Origin of the sequence: Mycobacterium sp. E740, assembly GCF_001672895.1 — a bacterium.
Lineage (GTDB): Bacteria > Actinomycetota > Actinomycetes > Mycobacteriales > Mycobacteriaceae > Mycobacterium.
This window is the reverse complement of sequence record NZ_LZKP01000019.1, coordinates 48,198-65,967: the sequence shown is the minus strand read 5'-3', so window position 1 is coordinate 65,967 and position 17,770 is coordinate 48,198. Positions and strand designations below refer to the sequence as shown.

The 17,770-nt window shown below is 67.6% G+C and carries 14 protein-coding genes; 8 read left to right on the top strand and 6 right to left on the bottom strand.

The features are described from left to right. Positions 1 to 22: 22 nt before the first annotated feature. Positions 23 to 787 (bottom strand): response regulator transcription factor, encoded by a 765-nt coding sequence (locus tag A5663_RS02030; RefSeq protein WP_068143409.1) that lies wholly within the window; start codon positions 785 to 787, stop codon positions 23 to 25. A gap of 240 nt (positions 788 to 1,027) precedes the next feature. Between A5663_RS02030 and A5663_RS02025 the strand changes: the two genes are divergently transcribed. The 3 genes from A5663_RS02025 (at position 1,028) to A5663_RS02015 (ending at position 4,220) form a co-directional block, all read left to right on the top strand. Further along, on the top strand, positions 1,028 to 3,253 hold the full coding sequence (locus A5663_RS02025) for a bifunctional SulP family inorganic anion transporter/carbonic anhydrase (RefSeq protein ID WP_068143363.1): 2,226 nt from the start codon (positions 1,028 to 1,030) through the stop codon (positions 3,251 to 3,253). Between the two features lie 109 nt (positions 3,254 to 3,362). Then, positions 3,363 to 3,686, top strand: coding sequence for a hypothetical protein (locus tag A5663_RS02020; protein WP_231976654.1), 324 nt, complete (start codon positions 3,363 to 3,365; stop codon positions 3,684 to 3,686). Between the two features lie 132 nt (positions 3,687 to 3,818). Further along, a complete protein-coding gene (locus A5663_RS02015) occupies positions 3,819 to 4,220 on the top strand; it encodes an SRPBCC family protein (RefSeq protein WP_068143361.1) in 402 nt (133 codons plus the stop codon). Here A5663_RS02015 and A5663_RS02010 read toward each other — a convergent pair. Continuing rightward, complete coding sequence (locus A5663_RS02010) at positions 4,217 to 4,447, bottom strand: hypothetical protein (RefSeq protein WP_068143360.1); 231 nt, start codon at positions 4,445 to 4,447, stop codon at positions 4,217 to 4,219. The genes A5663_RS02015 and A5663_RS02010 overlap by 4 nt on opposite strands. A gap of 87 nt (positions 4,448 to 4,534) precedes the next feature. Here A5663_RS02010 and A5663_RS02005 point away from each other — a divergent pair, with 87 nt between their 5' ends. Continuing rightward, the gene (locus A5663_RS02005) at positions 4,535 to 4,972 is read left to right on the top strand and encodes a nitroreductase family deazaflavin-dependent oxidoreductase (RefSeq protein ID WP_068143358.1); all 438 of its coding nucleotides are present in this window, start codon (positions 4,535 to 4,537) and stop codon (positions 4,970 to 4,972) included. Between the two features lie 29 nt (positions 4,973 to 5,001). After that, positions 5,002 to 6,282 carry a threonine ammonia-lyase IlvA gene (gene ilvA / locus A5663_RS02000; RefSeq protein ID WP_068143356.1) on the top strand — a complete coding sequence of 427 codons (1,281 nt, stop codon included), beginning with the start codon at positions 5,002 to 5,004 and terminating at the stop codon, positions 6,280 to 6,282. Positions 6,283 to 6,286: 4 nt separating this feature from the next. On the opposite strand, the gene treZ is transcribed toward ilvA, so the two are convergent. Genes treZ through A5663_RS01980 form a run of 4 tightly spaced genes read right to left on the bottom strand, consistent with a single transcriptional unit; the run spans position 6,287 to position 14,589 of the window. Beyond that, complete coding sequence (gene treZ, locus A5663_RS01995) at positions 6,287 to 8,011, bottom strand: malto-oligosyltrehalose trehalohydrolase (protein WP_068143354.1); 1,725 nt, start codon at positions 8,009 to 8,011, stop codon at positions 6,287 to 6,289. Further along, positions 8,004 to 10,292, bottom strand: coding sequence for a malto-oligosyltrehalose synthase (gene treY / locus A5663_RS01990; protein WP_068143352.1), 2,289 nt, complete (start codon positions 10,290 to 10,292; stop codon positions 8,004 to 8,006). Before treY ends, treZ begins: the two co-directional genes overlap by 8 nt. Before the next feature lie 5 nt (positions 10,293 to 10,297). Further along, a complete protein-coding gene (gene glgX, locus A5663_RS01985; protein ID WP_068143406.1) occupies positions 10,298 to 12,418 on the bottom strand; it encodes a glycogen debranching protein GlgX in 2,121 nt (706 codons plus the stop codon). Further along, positions 12,418 to 14,589: an acyltransferase family protein gene (locus A5663_RS01980; protein WP_068143350.1), complete on the bottom strand. Its 2,172-nt coding sequence runs from the start codon at positions 14,587 to 14,589 to the stop codon at positions 12,418 to 12,420. The genes glgX and A5663_RS01980 overlap by 1 nt, the downstream gene beginning before the upstream one ends. A gap of 32 nt (positions 14,590 to 14,621) precedes the next feature. Here A5663_RS01980 and A5663_RS01975 point away from each other — a divergent pair, with 32 nt between their 5' ends. The 3 genes from A5663_RS01975 to bioD are packed head-to-tail and all read left to right on the top strand — an operon-like array spanning position 14,622 to position 17,768. Next, a complete protein-coding gene (locus A5663_RS01975; RefSeq protein WP_369816575.1) occupies positions 14,622 to 15,905 on the top strand; it encodes an adenosylmethionine--8-amino-7-oxononanoate transaminase in 1,284 nt (427 codons plus the stop codon). 52 nt (positions 15,906 to 15,957) lie between these two features. Then, positions 15,958 to 17,106 carry an 8-amino-7-oxononanoate synthase gene (locus A5663_RS01970; protein WP_068143346.1) on the top strand — a complete coding sequence of 383 codons (1,149 nt, stop codon included), beginning with the start codon at positions 15,958 to 15,960 and terminating at the stop codon, positions 17,104 to 17,106. Continuing rightward, positions 17,103 to 17,768, top strand: a complete 666-nt coding sequence (gene bioD / locus A5663_RS01965) for a dethiobiotin synthase (RefSeq protein ID WP_068143344.1) — start codon at positions 17,103 to 17,105, stop codon at positions 17,766 to 17,768. The genes A5663_RS01970 and bioD overlap by 4 nt, the downstream gene beginning before the upstream one ends. Positions 17,769 to 17,770 lie beyond the last annotated feature (2 nt).

The following is a 17,770-nucleotide window of genomic DNA, read 5'->3' as shown; positions in this document are numbered from 1 at the left end:
AACCGCAGACGTTTCACCGGTGTCACGACGGTGGTCGCAGCATGTACCCGATGCCGCGCACGGTGTGAATCATCGGTTTCCGCTCGCCGTCGATCTTCTTGCGCAGATAGGAGATGTAGAGGTCGACGATGCTGGTTCTGCCGTCGAAGTCGTAGTTCCATACGTGATCCAGGATCTCCGCTCGGCCGATGGCCCGCCCGGGGTTGCGCATCAGGTAGCGCAGTAGCTCGAATTCAGTTGCCGTCAAATCGATCTCGGTGCCGCCACGGCTGACCGTCCGGCTGGCCCCGTCGAGAATGAGATCGCCGACGGTGATCTCGTCCTGCGGGGCGGTGGCGGTGTACTGGCCGCGCCTGAGCAGACCACGGATGCGCGCCACGAGTTCTTCGAGGCTGAACGGTTTGGTCATGTAATCGTCTGCGCCGGCGGTCAATCCAGCGACCCGGTCGGCAACCGAATCGCGCGCGGTCAGAAACAGGATCGGTGTGTAGGCCTCCGCCTCACGCACCCGGCGCAGGATCTGCATGCCGTCGATGTCGGGCAGCATGATGTCCAGAATCAGCACATCGGGTGTGTTGGCGTTGAATTGGCCGACCGCATCCTCGCCGTTGTGGGCGATGTCCACCTCCCAACCCTCGTAGCGCAGAGCCATCTTCACCAGGTTCGTCAGCGCCAGTTCGTCGTCGACCAGAAGCACGCGGATGGGCGATCCGTCCGAGCGATAGATCCGCGGCAGCTTGCCGAGGATCGCTTGACGGTGTGATGGCGTCGGAGCCGATTGCGTCATCATGTTGTTCCTTGTCAACAGGTTCATAGAAAGCTCATACAACGGCGAGTAAGCCGAGTTGTTCTATTTCCCAACATATATGCGTTCCATATGAAGGACGAGGATCTGCCTTGCCCGAGGGCCCCCTGGTTCATAGCGTGGTCTGAGAGGAGACGACGACGTCTCATTCGCATCTTTCGCGCTGCGTGACCAATCAGCGCTCTATCAAAAGACTTTGAGACAAACAGACGGGAATCGCCCATGAACGAAGGTGTGCACGAGTCGACTCGTTGGCGATCGACACTGCGGTACGACCTACCGGCGTCGTTGGTGGTGTTCTTGGTCGCTTTGCCGCTGTCACTGGGTATCGCCGTCGCCTCGGATGCGCCGGTGCTCGCCGGGCTGATCGCCGCGGTCGTCGGCGGGATCGTCGCCGGTGCGTTCGGCGGATCGCCGCTGCAGGTGAGCGGGCCCGCCGCGGGGCTGACCGTCATCGTCGCCGGGCTGGTCGGGCAGTTCGGCTGGGCGGTGACATGCGCGATCACGGTGTGCGCCGGGGTGCTGCAGGTGCTGTTCGGGTTGAGTCGGGTGGCGCGCTCTGCGCTGGCCATCGCACCGGTCGTGGTGTACGCGATGTTGGCGGGCATCGGAGTCACGATCGCCTTACAACAGCTGCATGTGCTGCTGGGCGGTGAGTCGAAGAGTTCGGCGCTGACGAGCCTCGTCGAGCTGCCTGGGCAGTTGCTCGAGGTGGAAGGCGCCGGGTTGCTCCTCGGCCTGGTGGTCATCGCCGTGCTGGTGCTGTGGCGGAGGGTGCCCGCGCCCGCCGGCCGGGTGCCGGGGCCGCTGGTCGCGATCGTCGGGGTGACCGCGGTCTCGTTGGTGCTTCCGTTCGAGGTGTCGCGCATCAAGATCGACGGCTCGCTGCTGGATGCCCTGCAGCTGCCGCAGCTCCCGGACGGTAACTGGGGCGCGTTCGCCATCGGTGTGCTCACCGTGGCGTTGATCGCCAGCGTGGAGAGCCTGTTGTCCGCCGTGTCGGTGGACCGGCTCGGCGGGACGCAGACGAACTTCGACCGCGAACTGCTCGGCCAGGGCAGCGCCAACATCGTGTCGGGCGCCATCGGCGGCCTGCCGATCACGGGCGTGATCGTGCGCAGCTCGACGAACGTCGCCGCCGGTGCTCGCAGCCGTGCGTCAGCGATCATGCACGGGGTGTGGCTACTGGTGTTCGCGCTGCCCTTCGTCGGCCTCATTCAGCAGATTCCGTCCGCGGCGCTGGCCGGCCTGCTGATCGTGATCGGTTGCCAGCTCGTCAAGTGGCCGCAGATCAAGACCGCCCACCGCACCGGTGACCTCGCGGTCTACCTGGTCACCATCCTGGGCGTCGTGTTCGTCAACCTGCTCGCCGGCGTGCTCATCGGACTGGCACTGGCCGTCCTGCTCATCCTGTGGCGGGTCGTGCGCACGCGGATCCACGTCGACGAGACCGGTGCGGGCCAGTGGTGCGTCGCGGTCACCGGTTCTCTGACGTTCCTCTCGCTGCCCCAACTGACGCGCGCGCTGGAGTCCGTACCCGCCGGGGCCACGGTCACGCTCGAGCTGCGCGTGGACTTCCTCGACCATCCGTGTCAGGAGGCGATCGCACATTGGCGGCGCCAGCACGAGGCCTCTGGTGGCACCGTGCACATCCACGAACTGGGTGCCGTCGACATGGACAGCGCCCTGCACGGACCGCCGGAGCGTGCGCTGGAGTCGCCGGCCGACAGCCTCGCCGGCGTGCGGCCCTGGAGCTCGTGGCAGCGGCGCGACACCGGCGCCGCGCCGCAGCCGATCCTGGACGGACTGGCCGAATATCAGCGGCGGACCGCGCCCGTGATCCGGCCGCATCTGCGGGAACTGGCCCACGCGCAGCGGCCGGAGACTCTGTTCATCACGTGCGCCGACTCGCGCGTCGTACCCAATGTGATCACGTCGAGCGGACCGGGCGACCTGTTCACGTTCCGCAACGTGGGCAACCTGGTGCCGCCGGACCGTGGCGACACCTCGGTCGAGGCGGCGATCACGTTCGCCGTCGAGCACCTCGGCGTCTCGTCGATCGTGGTGTGCGGGCACTCGAGTTGTGGGGCCATGACGGCGCTGCTGGCCGCACCCACGAACGGGTCGGCGCACAGCGACCACGACGATCCCGTGAAGTCGTGGCTTCGACACGCTCGACACACGGTCGTTGCGTTCGACGACGGGCGCCACCCGGTTGCCCGGTCCGCGGCCGACGCAGGCTTCTCCGTGGTGGACCAGTTGAGCATGGTCAATGTCGCGGTCCAGATCGAGACGCTGCGGCAACATCCTGTCGTCCAGAAGGCGTCTCTCGATGCCGGCTTGCACGTCAGCGGACTGTTCTACGACATCGCCTCCGCGGCGGTCCTGCAGGTGGGCCCCACGCGGGTGGAGGCGTTGGCGTTCGAACCCAGGTTCTCATATATGTGAATGCTCATATGAGTACTCATATATGTGCCCGCTATGAATAGATGGCTATTCTTCGATCATCGCTCCTACGCTCGAATTATCGAAAATTCGATTGAGCGGAAGGGCTGGAATGAACATCAAGCGTTTCGGAATTGCATCGGCGATCGCGGGCGCCGGGATGGCGGCGGCGCTGAGCACCGGGATCGGGTCAGCGGTCGCCGCTCCGACGGGCCCGTCGGCCCACGACACCATCGCGAGGCTGCAAGCCGACGGTAACCGCGTGGTAGTCAACAAGGTTGGCACAGGGGCAGACTGCTCGATCACCTCGGTGCAGACGGTGCGGACGCCGCAGCCGCCGGTTCCCAGGGGCAGGACCCTTTCGGGCAACCCGCAAATCGGCAATGCCTTTCAGCAGCACCCCGCCACTGTGCACGTCGGGGTGCGATGCAGCTGACCGATAAACAGCGAATTCGGGCGTGGAAACGATTACAAAATGGTTCTGATTTGGTGACGACGACAATTGAATTGCGCAGAATTGCGGCCGGGTCGCTTCATCAGGCCATTGTGGGTGCGCCACGATGGGACCATGGAGTCCCGACACGTCACCACATGGATCAACGCCGCGCCCGAGACGGTCTACGCGTTCGCCGCCGACCCGCAGACCTGGCCGCGGTGGGCCGCGGGCCTCGCCGAGGGCGGCCTTCGTCAGACGGCCGAGGGCTGGGTGGCCGACTCGCCGATGGGAAGGGTGACCGTCGAGTTTAGTCCCCGCAACGCCTTCGGCGTGCTCGACCACGTCGTGCGCCTGCCGTCCGGCGAAGCGGTCTACAACCCGATGCGGGTGGTTCCCGGCGGCCCTGACGAATCCGGCTGCGAGGTGGTGTTCACCGCCCGGCGCCGGCCCGGCATGACGGACGAGGACTTCGACGCCGACGTGCGGGCAGTGGCCGCCGACCTGGCGGCGCTCAAGAAGCTGATCGAGGACTAGGGCCGCGTCGAGCAGATGGCGCTGAACACCAGCCAGGTGAGTGTGCCGACCGCCGCACCGGCGAGAACCGCGGAGGCTGCGGTAGCGGTGGCCACACCGACCACCAGCGCCACCGCGACGGCCAGCACGAGCGCGATCAGTTTGTATGCCGGCCACGGCACGCCGGCCACGCGGACCTCGCACGCCGCACGGGCGGCCGTGGAGCGGAAGGTGCCGACGGTGGTCATAGGGCGACGATACCTCGTAACTTAGGTTTCGGCCAACCGAAACGCTGGATCAGGGTCGCGGTTCTTTGCCGGGTCTAAGCTGTTCGCATGCCACTTTCCGGAGATTACGAGCCGAGTCCTTGGGACTGGGTGCGCGAGCACGCCGACAAGATCATGGAATCCGGTAGCACCGACGGCATCGAGATGAAGGGCAAGCCGATCATCTTGTTGACGACGATCGGGGCGAAGACCGGCAAGGTTCGCAAGACGCCGTTGATGCGGGTCGAACACCGCGGGCAGTATGCGGTGGTGGCGTCGTTGGGCGGCGCTCCGAAGAACCCGGTCTGGTACTACAACATCAAGGCCAATCCGCGCGTGGAGCTGCAGGACGGCCCCGTCACCCGGGAGTACGAGGCACACGAGGTGTCCGGTGACGAGAAGGCCGCGTGGTGGGAGCGCGCGGTCGAGGCCTGGCCCGACTACGCCGAGTACCAGCAGAAGACCGACCGCCAGATCCCGGTTTTCGTGCTGACCCCGGTTAACTGAAAACCCCAGGTTGGTGGCACCATTGACCGGTGTCCGCCGAACTGAGCCAGAGCCGGAGAATGTCACCGCTGTCCGCGGCCGACATCGACGAGGCTGCTGCGCGAATCTCCGGCGTGGTGCTTCGCAGCCCGCTGCAGATCTGTGACCGGCTGTCGGACGCCACCGGCGCGACCGTCTACCTGAAGCGTGAAGACCTTCAGCCCGTCCGGTCGTACAAGCTGCGCGGGGCGCACAACCTCCTGATGCAGTTGTCCGCCGACGAGCTGGCCGCCGGCGTGGTCTGCTCGTCGGCAGGCAACCACGCGCAGGGCTTCGCCATGGCGTGCCGATCCATGGGTGTCCGCGGCCGTGTGTACGTGCCGCTGAAGACGCCGAAACAGAAGCGCGACCGCATCCGGTATCACGGCCGGGAGTCCATCGATTTGATCGTCGTCGGCCGGACATACGACGAGACGGCCGCCGCTGCGCTGGATGACATCGCCCGTACGGGAGCGACGATGGTCCCGCCCTACGACGACCTGCGCACGATGGCCGGCCAGGGCACGATCGCCGCCGAGATCCTCGACCAACTCGATGTCGAGCCGGACCTCGTGGTGGTGCCCGTCGGTGGGGGTGGGTGCATCTCGGGCATCACCGCTTATCTGGCCGAGCGGACGAGCGGCACGTCGGTGCTCGGCGTGGAACCGGCGGGCGCCGCCGCGATGATCGCGGCGCTGGCGGCGGGCGAACCGGTGACGTTGGACCACGTCGACCAGTTCGTCGACGGTGCGGCCGTGAACCGCGCGGGCGCGCTGCCGTACGCGGCGCTGGCCGCGGCGGGCGACATGGTGTCGATGACCACGGTCGACGAGGGAGCCGTGTGCACCGCGATGCTCGACCTCTACCAGAACGAAGGCATCATCGCCGAACCGGCGGGGGCACTGTCGGTCGCCGCGCTGATGGAGACCGACATCGAGCCCGGATCGACTGTGGTGTGCGTGATCTCGGGCGGCAACAACGACGTCTCCCGGTACGGGGAGGTGCTCGAGCGGTCGCTGGTGCACCTCGGCCTGAAGCACTATTTCCTCGTCGACTTCCCGCAGGAGCCAGGGGCGTTGCGCCGGTTCCTCGATCAGGTGCTCGGCCCCAATGACGACATCACCTTGTTCGAATACGTCAAGCGCAACAACCGCGAGACCGGCGAGGCGCTGGTCGGTGTCGAGCTCGGTTCGGCCGCCGACTTCGACAGGCTGTTGCAGCGGATGCGCGCCTCCGACATCCACGTCGAGTCGCTCGAGCCGGACTCACCGGCGTACCGCTACCTGCTCTAGGGGTTCAGTCTCGGCGGATGACCGCGAACGAGTGGCCCTCGAGCCGAGTGGATTCGGGTCCGACAGCGGGCTCTCCCCAGGCCAGCACGACAGTCCCCGTCACCGGTACGTCGACCGCCTCGCCGCCGATATTGCATGCGATCGCCAACGACCCGCGGCGCATCACGATCCAGCGGCGGTCCTCGTCGTAGTCGACGCGAAGGTTGTCCAGCCATGGATCGGCGAGGTCAGGTTCGTTGTGCCGCAACGCAATCAGCTCACGATAGAGGTGCCGCAGCCGGCCGTGGTCACCGTCGTCGACCTCGTCCCACTTCAGCTTCGAGCGCAAAAAGGTCTCGGGGTCCTGTGGGTCCGGAATCTCGTCGGCGTCCCAACCGTGTTCGGCGAACTCGCGTTTTCGGCCTTCGGCGGTGGCGCGGGCCAGTTCGGGCTCGGGATGCGAGCTGAAGAACTGGAACGGCGACGACGAACCCCATTCCTCGCCCATGAAAAGCATTGCGGTATAGGGCGATCCGAGAGCCAGCGCGGCCTTGACGGCCAACTGGCCGTAGCTGAGGTTCTGCGAGGGACGGTCGCCGATCGCCCGGTTGCCCACCTGGTCGTGGGTGAGGGTGTAGGCGAGCAGGCGCGTGGCCGGAATCACGGCCGTGTCCAGCGGGCGTCCGTGCCTGCGCTGCCGAAACGACGAGTACGTACCGGCATGGTAGTAGCCGTTCTCCAGGGTCTCGGCGAGCGCCTCGAGCGTCCCGAAATCGTGGTAGTAGCCCTGCCGTTCACCGGACACCGCGGAATGGATGGCGTGGTGGATGTCGTCGTCCCACTGCGCGGTCATGCCGAGTCCTCCGCGGTCGCGGGGCGTGATCAGCCGCGGGTCGTTGAGGTCGCTCTCGGCGATCAGCGACAGCGGCCGACCCAGTTCGGCTGCCAGCGCGTCGGTTTCGGCGGACAGTTCCTCGAGGATGTGGATCGCCGTCGTGTCCACCAACGCGTGCACCGCGTCCAGTCGCAATCCGTCGGCGTGGAAGTCGCGCATCCAGCGCAGCGCGCAGTCGATGATGTAGCGCCGCACCTCGTCGGCTGCGGCGTCGGCGATGTTGATCGACTCGCCCCACGGGTTGCTTCCCGAGGACAGATACGGCCCGAACCGGGGCAGGTAGTTGCCCGACGGGCCGAGGTGGTTGAACACGGCGTCGATCAGCACACCCAGTTCGCGCTGGTGGCAGGCGTCGATCAGCCGAACCAGGGCGTCGGGGCCGCCGTAGGGTTCGTGCACCGCATACCAGAGCACGCCGTCGTAGCCCCAGCCGTGGGTGCCGCCGAACGCGTTCACCGGCATCAACTCGACGAAGTCGACACCGAGATCGACCAGATAGTCGAGTTTGTCGATCGTCGAATCGAACGTGCCGTCACCGGTGAAGGTGCCGACGTGCAGCTCATAGATCACCCGGCCCTCGATCGAGCGGCCGGCCCACTCGCCGTCGGTCCATGCCGACGGGTCCGGCTGCCACGACTGCGACCTATCGTGCACGCCGTCGGGCTGGCGGGGGGAGCGTGGGTCTGGCAGCACTTTCGGGTCGTCGTCGAGGACGAAGCCGTAGCGCGCGTCGGGGCGAGCCTCGACGTCGGCGTGCCACCACCCGTCGTCGGACCGGGTCATCTCGTGCAACTCACCGTCGACGTCGAGCCGCACGCGCGCCGGAATCGGCGCCCACACACTGAACTCAGTCATCTGTTCGCTCCAGCAGCGCGACCGGCAGCTCGGTGAACAACTCCGCGACCAGCACGCTGCCGCTGTGCCTGCCGCCGCTGATCCGGTCCGTCCACACGCCCGGAGGCAGAGTCAAAGCTGTGTCGCCCCAGCCGCTTTCGGACAGGCGCACCGAGTGCCGGGTGACCGCGGTCAGCACCTCGTCGCCGCGCAGGAACGCCAGCAGGTGCTCGGCTGCGGGTCCCTCGGCCAGCACCGGCGTGTAGCCACCGTCGAACGCGGCCGCTCGGTCCCGCCGTAGTGCCAGTGCGGCGCTCACCACGCGCACCTTCGGATGTCGCAACGCGTCCAGCGCTTGGCGTCGCGCGGAGTAGTCGACGGGTCTGCGGTTGTCCGGGTCGACGAGGCTGTCCTCCCACAGTTCGGTGCCCTGGTAGATGTCGGGCACACCGGGAACGGTGAGCGACAACAGTTTCTGGCCGAGGGCGTCGCTGCGGGCATGCAAGTCGAGCCGGGCCACCAGCGAGGTCATCTCGGCGGCCACCGGCCCGTCGAAGACGGCGTCGAGCCAGGCATGCACCGCTGCCTCGAAATCCTCGTCCGGGTCGTTCCACGTCGTGTGCACCGCTGCTTCGCGGATCGCCTTCTCGGCGTAGGCATGTACTCGCCGGCGAAGGTCGTCGGTGATCTCGCCGTCCACAGGCCATACACCGAACACGTTCTGCCACAGGAAAAGTCCGGTGCTCGCATCCGGTGGTGGCGCGGCCAACGTCCACTTGCCGATCAGCTCGGCCCACAGCGACGGCACCTGTGACAGCAGCCCGATGCGGGCGCGCACGTCCTCGCCGCGCTTCGTGTCGTGGGTGGTCAGCGCGACCATCGCGGTCGGCCACAGCTGTGCGCGCACCGCGGCACGCCGGTGGAACTCCGCGACGCTGACGCCGAAGAGGTGTGGTTCGGCGCCCACCTCGTTGAGCGAGACCAGCCTCGCGTCGCGGTAGAACAGGCAGTCCTCCATGGACTTCGCCGTCGCCGCACCGCACAGCTGTTGCAGCCGCACCTCGGCTTCGGGGCTTTTCGCCAGCGCCGTGGCGAGCAGCGCCAGCGGCGCCGCGAGTTCCGGTCGGGCCGAGGTGGTTTCGGCCAGCGCCGTCGGCAGCACCGCCGACAGCGACCGGTAGTCCGACCGGTAGACGTCGATGCGGCTGAGAAGTGCGGCGAGCGCGGCGGGTAGGTCTTCGTGGTCGGTGCCGGTGACGCCCACGATGGTGCGGCGCAGCCGGGCTGACTCGCTGCGCAGGGTGTCGGTCACCGCGGCGGCTTTGAGGCTCCGGGCCATCTCCGGCATCGCGCTGTATGTCGCGCCGGTGGAGTCGAACAGGTTCGTCAGCGCCGGCTCACCCGTGGGGTCGATGAACACACCGCCAATCTCCCGCATCGCGTCGTAGCCGGTGGTGCCGGCAACGGGCAGGGTCGGCTCCAACGGCTCGTCGGTGGCCAGGATCTTCTCGATGACGATCCACGCGTCCGGTCCCGTCAGTTCGCGCAGCCACCTCAGGTAGCCGGCCGGATCCGACAGCCCGTCCGGGTGGTCGATGCGCACGCCGTCGACCAATCCCTCGTCGAACCAGCGCTTGACCTCGACGTGGGTGGCGTCGAAGACAACGCGGTCCTCCTGACGCAGTCCGGCCAGCGAGGTGATCGAGAAGAACCGGCGGTAACCGCAGATTCCGTTGCGCCAGCCGATCAGGTGATAGTGCTGCCGGTCGTGCACCTGCGGGCCGCTGCCGTCGCCGGTGCCGGGTGCGATCGGGTAGGCGAGGTCGCCGAGGCGCAGCATCGGCTCGTCCCCGCTGTCGTCGACTTCGAGAGCGTTCGCGTCGTCGTCGGACCCGAGCACCGGCAGCACCACGCGCCCGCCGTCGAGATCCCAGTCGATATCAAAAAAGGACGCATACGCCGAGGAGCGGCCGTGCTTGAGGACGTCCCACCACCAGGGGTTGTGTCGCGGTGTCTCCACGCCCACATGGTTGGGCACGATGTCAACAATGAGGCCGATTTTCCTCTCGCGAGCGGCCCGCGACAACCGGGCGAAGCCCTCGGCGCCACCGAGTTCGGCGGACACCGTTGTCGGGTCGGTGACGTCGTAGCCGTGGGTGGAACCCTCGGCGGCGGTGAGGATCGGCGACAGGTAGAGGTGCGACACCCCCAGCGCGGCGAAGTAGTCGAGCAGTTGTTCGGCGTCGGCGAAAGTGAAAGCGTCACCGCGCATTTGGAGGCGGTATGTGGAGGTGAGTGGCATTGCGCTCAGGCCGTCTTACGCATGACCAGGAGAGAACGCGCGGGCAGCGTGATCTTCTCACCTGCCTTGGCGACCAGTTCGGTCGATCCCGTGGCATCGGCGGTGTCCAGGGCCGCGGTCCACTCGTTGGCGTAGCTGCTCGTCGGGGTGACGAAGTCCCGCGAATGGTCGTCTGCGTTGAAGCACAACAGGAATGAGTCGTCGACGACCCGTTCCCCGCGTTCGTTCGGCGCGGCGATGGCGTCTCCGTTCAGGAACACCGCCACGGACTTGCCCAGGCCGGTGCCCCAGTCCTGCAGCGTCATCTCCTCCCCGGCGGGGGTCAACCATGCGATGTCGCGAACCTGGTCTCCGCTGCGGATCGGCTTGCCTTCGAAGAACCGTCGCCTGCGGAACACCGGATGCGCCGCGCGCAGCGCGCTGACCTTGCGGGTGAACTCGAGCAGGTCGGCGTTCTTCTCGCACAACGACCAGTCCACCCAGGAGAGCTCGGAGTCCTGGCAGTAGACGTTGTTGTTGCCTTGCTGACTGCGGCCGATCTCGTCGCCGTGCGAGATCATCGGCGTGCCCTGCGACACCATCAGCGTGCCGATGATGTTGCGCATCTGCCTGCCTCGCAACGCCAGGATCTGCTGATCGTCGGTGGGGCCCTCGACACCGCAGTTCCAGGACCGGTTGTGGCTTTCCCCGTCGCGGTTGTCCTCACCGTTGGCCTCGTTGTGCTTCTCGTTGTAGGACACGAGGTCGTTCAACGTGAAGCCGTCGTGGCAGGTGACGAAGTTGATGCTCGCAGACGGCCGGCGACCGGTGGCCTCGTAGAGGTCGGAGGAACCGGTCAGCCGCGATGCGAACTCGCCGAGGGTTGCGGGCTCGCCCCGCCAGTAATCACGCACAGTGTCGCGATACTTCCCGTTCCACTCCGTCCACAAACCTGGGAAATTGCCGACCTGATAACCGCCTTCGCCGACGTCCCAGGGTTCGGCGATCAGCTTCACCTGGCTGACCACCGGGTCCTGTTGCACCAGGTCGAAGAACGCGCTCAAGCGGTCCACGTCGTAGAACTCGCGGGCCAGCGTGGCGGCAAGGTCGAAACGGAAGCCGTCGACGTGCATGTCGATCACCCAGTAGCGCAGCGAATCCATGATCAGCTGCAGGGTGTGCGGATGGCGGGCGTTGAGACTGTTGCCGGTACCGGTGAAGTCCTTGTACAGCCGAAGATCGCCGTCGAGCAGACGGTAGTAGGCGGCGTTGTCGATGCCGCGGAAGTTCAGCGTCGGCCCGAGGTGGTTGCCTTCGGCGGTGTGGTTGTAGACGACGTCGAGGATGACCTCGATGCCGGCCTCGTGGAAGGACCGCACCATCGTCTTGAATTCTGCGACCGCGCCGCCGGCATATCTGTTGGCCGCGTACTGGTAGTGCGGCGCGAAGAAGCCGAAAGTGTTGTAGCCCCAATAGTTTCGCAGCCCGAGGTCGAGCAGCCGGTGGTCATGCAGGAACTGGTGCACGGGCATCAACTCGATCGCCGTCACGTTCAGCGACTTGAGGTGGTCGATGATCGCCGGGTGGCCGATCCCGGCGTAGGTGCCGCGCAACTCGTCGGGGATGCCGGGGTGGCGCTGCGTCAACCCCTTGACGTGCGCCTCGTAGATGACCGTCTCGTGATAGGGCGTGCGCGGCGCCCGGTCGGTCGCCCAGTCGAAGTACGGGTTGATGACGACGCTGGTCATGGTGTGGCCCAGCGAGTCGACGCGCGGCGGGGTGCCCCCGGTGGCGGGGTCGTCGGCCTCGAGGTCGTAGGAGTACAGCGCCTGCGAGAAATCGAAATCGCCGTGGAACGACTTGCCGTACGGGTCGAGGAGCAGCTTGCTCGAATCGCACCGGTGCCCGGCCGCCGGATCCCAGGGTCCGTGCACGCGGAAGCCGTAACGCTGACCCGGGGTGACCGTGGGCAGATAGCAGTGCCAGACGTAGCCGTCGACCTCCTCGAGGTTGACGCGCTGTTCGCTGCCATCCTTGCCGATCAGGCACAGCTCGACGCGATCGGCGACCTCCGAGAACACCGAGAAGTTCGTGCCCGCGCCGTCGTAGGTGGCGCCGAGGGGATAAGCCGTTCCCGGCCAGATCATCAGCCAACCCACCAGCCGGTGGCGGCCGCGATCTGGCGACCGAGTTCCGGTGCCATGGTGCGCATGTACGTCTTCGAGATGTGATGAGCGTCGTGGTAGAGCAACACGTTCCCCTCCACTGCCCGGCAGATGTCCTTGCGGCACACCGCATCACTCATGTCGAGCGGTTTGAGCCCTGGGAACCGCTTGACGAAATCCAGCGTGGGATTGTGCTCCGACAGTACGTCGGATCGTTTCGTTCCGCAGGAGATCGGGTCGCCACCGCCGGCGAGGCAGTCCGCGGCGAAGAACGGCTTGCCGTTGCGGACCAGCCACGGCGTGTCACGCATGGCCAGCACCGGGATGTTGTTGTCCGACAACTCCTGCCAGATGCCGATATACGTTCCCGGCATGACGTCGCCGGGTCTGATGTTCCACGGTCGCGTCGATGTGGTGAAGACGTAGTCCGGGTGGTCCGCGATGATCTTCTTCATCACCTGCTCGTTCCACTCGTGGCACTTCGGGTACGGGCGGTTGTCGCCCATCACCAGCGGCACTTTCTCGGTGGTCAGCGGGCAGCCCATCTTCAGGTAGGTGACCACCTTGAAGTGGTGCTGCCTGCCCAGCAGGTCCAGCGCGGTGATCCAGTGCTCGGCGTGTGAGCCGCCGGCCAGCGCGATCGTGCGTTTGGCGTTCGTGTCGCCGTAGGCGCAGTTGATCACGTCGACGTTGTCGAAGTCGCTGATGCAGCCGTCTTCGGTGGTCTCGGGCAGGTCGTTCTTGGCCTCGAGCACCGTCGGGCGCATCGGCAGCTTCGGCACTCTCGCCCTGGCCAGCAGCGCCGCAGCACCCGGGTAGTCCTGTGGCGAAAGCGCAAGCAGCTCTTCACCATTGGTGCGCTGAACGAGCACGTGCTCGCGCCATGTGAACGACGTCACGGTCAGTGCGACGCCCAACAGTGCGACCACCGAACCGAGCACGACCGTCGGCCTGCGCCGCCTGCGCGGCGCTACCGCGACCGGCGCCGGCGCGGACCGGTACCGCAGCGGGTTCTCGACGTATCTGGTCGTCAGCCACGCCAGCACGCCGGAGACCAGCAGCACCACCGCGCCCTCGAGGAAGGTGGCGCGGGCGTGTCCGCTGTAGGACAGCCAGAAGATCAGCAGCGGCCAGTGCCAGAGGTACAGCGAGTAGGCCATCGCGCCGAGCGACACGAACGGCGCCGTCGCCAGCAGGCGGTTGGGCAGGGGCATCCGGCCGTCGGTGTGCGGGTCGGCCACCCGGTTCGCCGCCGACAGGATGAACAGCATGGTGGCGCCGACCGGAACCAGCGCCCACGGGCCGGGGAACGCCTTGACGCCGTCGATCACCGCCCCGCACGCCAGGATCGCGGCCAGCGCGACGACCGCGGCCGTCGTCCGCAGCCACATCGGCCAGCGCAGGTGCGGTACGAGCGCGCCGATCAGCGCGCCGAGCAGCAACTCCCAGGCTCTGGCGAAGCTGTTGTAGTACGCGGTGGCCTGGTCGGTGTCGTGCGCGAAGATCGCGTATACGAACGACGCGATCGTCAGCGCGGTGAGCAGCACCACGAACGCCAGCCGCATGTGCCTGCGAAAGATGCGCCGGAACAGCAAGGCGGACAGGAAGATCACCGCGAGAAAGCCGATGTAGAACTGGCCCTGTACCGACATCGACCAGATGTGCTGCAGCGGGCTCACCGCCTCGCCTGCGCGCAGATAGTTCGAAGCGGAGCTGGCGAGCTCCCAGTTCTGGAAGTACCCGAGGCTGGCCAGGCTCTGATCGGCGAAGGTCTCCCAACGGGTTTGCGGCTGAATGAGGATGGTCAACACCGCCGACGCCGCCAGCACCACCACCAGCGCCGGCAACAAGCGGCGGATCAGCCGGGTCACCTCCGGCGTCGGCGAGAGCGAGGCGCCCGGCGTCATCGCGGTGCGCAGCAGCCGGCCGCCGAAGAAGAAGCCGGACAGCGCCAGGAACACGTCGACGCCTCCGGACACCCGGCCGAACCACACGTGGAACAACGCGACCAGGGCGATCGCCACACCGCGCAAACCGTCGAGATCGAGCCGGTATGACGCCGATGCGCGGCGACTGCTCGACGCTGTCGCGGCGCGCACCGAGGGTCCCGGGCCGGTGACGGGTGCCGGCCGGGGAGGAGCGAGGGTCATCATGGTCGACGGATAATCTACCGAAGGTGCCAGCCATGACGCCCGCCGAGATCAGCGCGGTCGACGCCGCCCACGTCTGGCATCCCTACAGCACCATCGGGGCCGAAGCCCTGGCTCCGGTTGTCGCGGTCGGCGCCCGCGGAGCCTGGCTGACCCTGCACCACGACGGTCGTGAGCTGGTGGTTCTCGACGCGATGGCGTCGTGGTGGACCGCGATCCACGGGCACGGTCATCCGGTGCTGGACGCGGCGATCGCCGACCAGCTCGCAGTCATGAACCACGTCATGTTCGGCGGGCTGACGCACGAGCCGGCCGCGCGGCTGGCGCAGCTGCTCGTCGAGATCACCCCCGAGGGGCTCGACACCGTGTTCTTCAGCGACTCGGGCTCGGTGTCGGTGGAGGTCGCCGTCAAGATGGCGCTGCAGTACTGGCGCAGCCTGGGCCGCGGCGCCAAGCACCGGCTGATGACGTGGCGCGGTGGCTACCACGGCGACACGTTCACACCGATGAGCGTGTGCGACCCCGACGGTGGGATGCATGAGTTGTGGACCGACGTGCTGGCGCGCCAGGAGTTCGCACCGCCGGTGCCGACGGCCTACGACCCGGACTACGTCACGGCGTTCGAGACCCAGTTGGCCGAGCACGCCGACGAACTCGCCGCGGTGATCGTCGAGCCCGTGGTGCAGGGTGCCGGCGGGATGAGATTTCACGAGCCGCGTTACCTCGCCGAGCTGCGCGACATCTGCTCTCGCCACGACGTCCTGCTGATCTTCGACGAGATCGCCACCGGGTTCGGGCGCACCGGTGAGCTCTTCGCAGCCGACCACGCGGGCGTCAGCCCGGACATCATGTGTGTCGGCAAGGCGCTCACCGGCGGCTACATCACGCTGGCGGCCACCCTGTGCTCGCGCGGGATCGCGGACACGATCAGCTCGAACGAGCCGGGCGCCCTCATGCACGGCCCGACGTTCATGGCCAACGCGCTGGCGTGCGCGGTCGGGGTGGCGTCGGTCGAGGTGCTGCTCGCACACGACTGGCGAGCGTCGGTGCGGGGGATCGAGGCGGGACTGCGCGACGGGTTGGCCGCTGCCGCGGGAGTGCCCGGAGTGGCCGATGTGCGGGTGCTCGGCGCGATCGGGGTCATCGAGATGGACCGGGCGGTGGATCTGCGGGTGGCGACGCCGGTTGCGCTGGAGCACGGCATCTGGCTGCGGCCGTTCCGCAACCTCGTCTACGCGATGCCGCCCTATATCTGCACACCCGACGAGGTCGACCAGATCACCGCCGGCATGGTCGCGGTCGCGCGTGCGTTAACCTGAACGGTGTTCAATTGTCGGCTCGCCGACGTGTTCAATTTTCAAAGGGGCCCTCTTGACGCGCGCCGGTCTTTCGCCGCTGTCGTGGCTCGATGACGTCGAGCAGCAGCGGCGCGCCGACGGTCTGCGCCGGTCCCTGCGCGCCCGTCCGCCCGTCGGCGCTGAACTCGATCTCGCATCCAACGATTACCTGGGCCTCTCGCAGCATCCCGCCGTGATCGACGGCGGCGTGCAGGCGCTGCGCACCTGGGGTGCGGGATCGACGGGATCACGCCTTGTCACGGGCAACACCGAACTGCACGAGGGCTTCGAACGCGCCTTGGCCGGATTCGTCGGCGCCGAGTCGGCGTTGGTGTTCTCCTCGGGCTACACCGCCAACCTCGGGGCGGTCGTCGCCCTGTCGGGCGCAGGTTCACTGCTGGTCTCCGACGCGCTGACGCACGCCTCGCTGGTCGACGCCTGCCGGCTGTCGCGCGCCCGGGTCGTCGTCGCGCCGCACCGGGATGTCGCCGCGGTCGAGGCCGCCCTGGCGGCCCGCTCCGAGGAACGCGCGCTGGTGTTGACCGACTCGGTGTTCTCCGCCGACGGGGATCTGGCCCCGCTGCACGCTCTGCACGACGTGTGCCGACGGCACGGCGCGCTGCTGCTCGTCGACGAGGCCCACGGTCTCGGTGTGCGCGGTGCCGGTGGCCGCGGCCTGCTGCATGAGATCGGCCTCGCCGGAGCGCCCGACGTCGTGATGACCACGACGCTGTCCAAGGCGCTCGGCAGCCAGGGCGGCGTGGTGCTGGGTCCGACCGCGGTGCGCGACCACCTGATCGATGCCGCGCGGCCGTTCATCTTCGACACCGGACTCGCACCCGCCGCGGTCGGGGCGGCGTGGGCGGCGCTCGATGTGCTGATCGCCGAACCGTGGCGTGCTCGGGCGGTGCTGGACCACGCCGCGGAGTTGGCCTCGATCTGTTCGGTGTCGCACCGACCGGAGTCTGCGGTGGTTTCGGTGGTTCTCGGCGATCCTGAAGTGGCGCTCGGCGCGGCGGTGGCGTGTCTGGACCGGGGTGTGCGGGTCGGCTGCTTCCGGCCGCCGACAGTGCCCGCGGGGACGTCGAGGCTGCGGCTCACCGCGCGGGCGTCGCTGACCGGCGACGAGATGTCACTGGCGCGCGAGGTTCTCACCGACGTGCTCAGCAACGCGCGCCGGTGAGCACGCTCGTCGTCACCGGCACCGACACCGGCGTCGGCAAGACGGTGGCCACCGCGGCCTTGGCCTGTCACGCACGCCTGGCGGGTATCGACGTTGCAGTGTGCAAACCTGTGCAGACCGGCAGCCCGATCGACGACGACCTCGCCGACGTCGGCCGGCTCTCGGGGGTGACCCACCTGCTCGGCGGGTGGCGATACCCCGAACCGCTCGCGCCGCGCGCCGCCGCCGAACGGGCCGGTATGCGTCTGCCGAGCCGTGCCGAACTGGTGGCGTCGGTGCGCGACGTGGCTGCTGAACTGGCGCTGGTCGAGGGCGCCGGCGGCCTGCTCGTCGAGGTCGGTGACGGAATGACGTTGCGCGACCTCGCCGTCGAGCTCTCCGCGCCCGTCCTGGTCGTCGTGGCTGCCGGGCTCGGCACGCTGAACCACACCGCGCTGACATTGGATGCCCTTGCTGCACAAGGTCTCTCATGCGCCGGGTTGGTGATCGGCTCGTGGCCGGCTGATCCGGGGGTCGCCGAGCAGGGCAACCGGCATGCGCTCGCCGAACTGGCGCCGGTGCGGGCGGTGCTGCCGGCGGGTGCCGGCGCATTGGATGCGACGGAGTTCGAGCGGATGAGCGCGTCGGCGTTCGACCCCGCGTGGGTCGCAAGCCTGGTGTGACG

Excerpts from the sequence above, each read along its gene's own strand:
- A5663_RS02030 (WP_068143409.1), bottom strand. The coding sequence starts at position 787 with ATGACGCAATCGGCTCCGACGCCATCACACCGTCAAGCGATCCTCGGC.
- A5663_RS02025 (WP_068143363.1), top strand. The coding sequence starts at position 1,028 with ATGAACGAAGGTGTGCACGAGTCGACTCGTTGGCGATCGACACTGCGG.
- A5663_RS02020 (WP_231976654.1), top strand. The coding sequence starts at position 3,363 with ATGAACATCAAGCGTTTCGGAATTGCATCGGCGATCGCGGGCGCCGGG.
- A5663_RS02015 (WP_068143361.1), top strand. The coding sequence starts at position 3,819 with ATGGAGTCCCGACACGTCACCACATGGATCAACGCCGCGCCCGAGACG.
- A5663_RS02010 (WP_068143360.1), bottom strand. The coding sequence starts at position 4,447 with ATGACCACCGTCGGCACCTTCCGCTCCACGGCCGCCCGTGCGGCGTGC.
- A5663_RS02005 (WP_068143358.1), top strand. The coding sequence starts at position 4,535 with ATGCCACTTTCCGGAGATTACGAGCCGAGTCCTTGGGACTGGGTGCGC.
- treZ (WP_068143354.1), bottom strand. The coding sequence starts at position 8,011 with ATGACTGAGTTCAGTGTGTGGGCGCCGATTCCGGCGCGCGTGCGGCTC.
- treY (WP_068143352.1), bottom strand. The coding sequence starts at position 10,292 with ATGCCACTCACCTCCACATACCGCCTCCAAATGCGCGGTGACGCTTTC.
- glgX (WP_068143406.1), bottom strand. The coding sequence starts at position 12,418 with ATGATCTGGCCGGGAACGGCTTATCCCCTCGGCGCCACCTACGACGGC.
- A5663_RS01980 (WP_068143350.1), bottom strand. The coding sequence starts at position 14,589 with ATGATGACCCTCGCTCCTCCCCGGCCGGCACCCGTCACCGGCCCGGGA.
- A5663_RS01975 (WP_369816575.1), top strand. The coding sequence starts at position 14,622 with ATGACGCCCGCCGAGATCAGCGCGGTCGACGCCGCCCACGTCTGGCAT.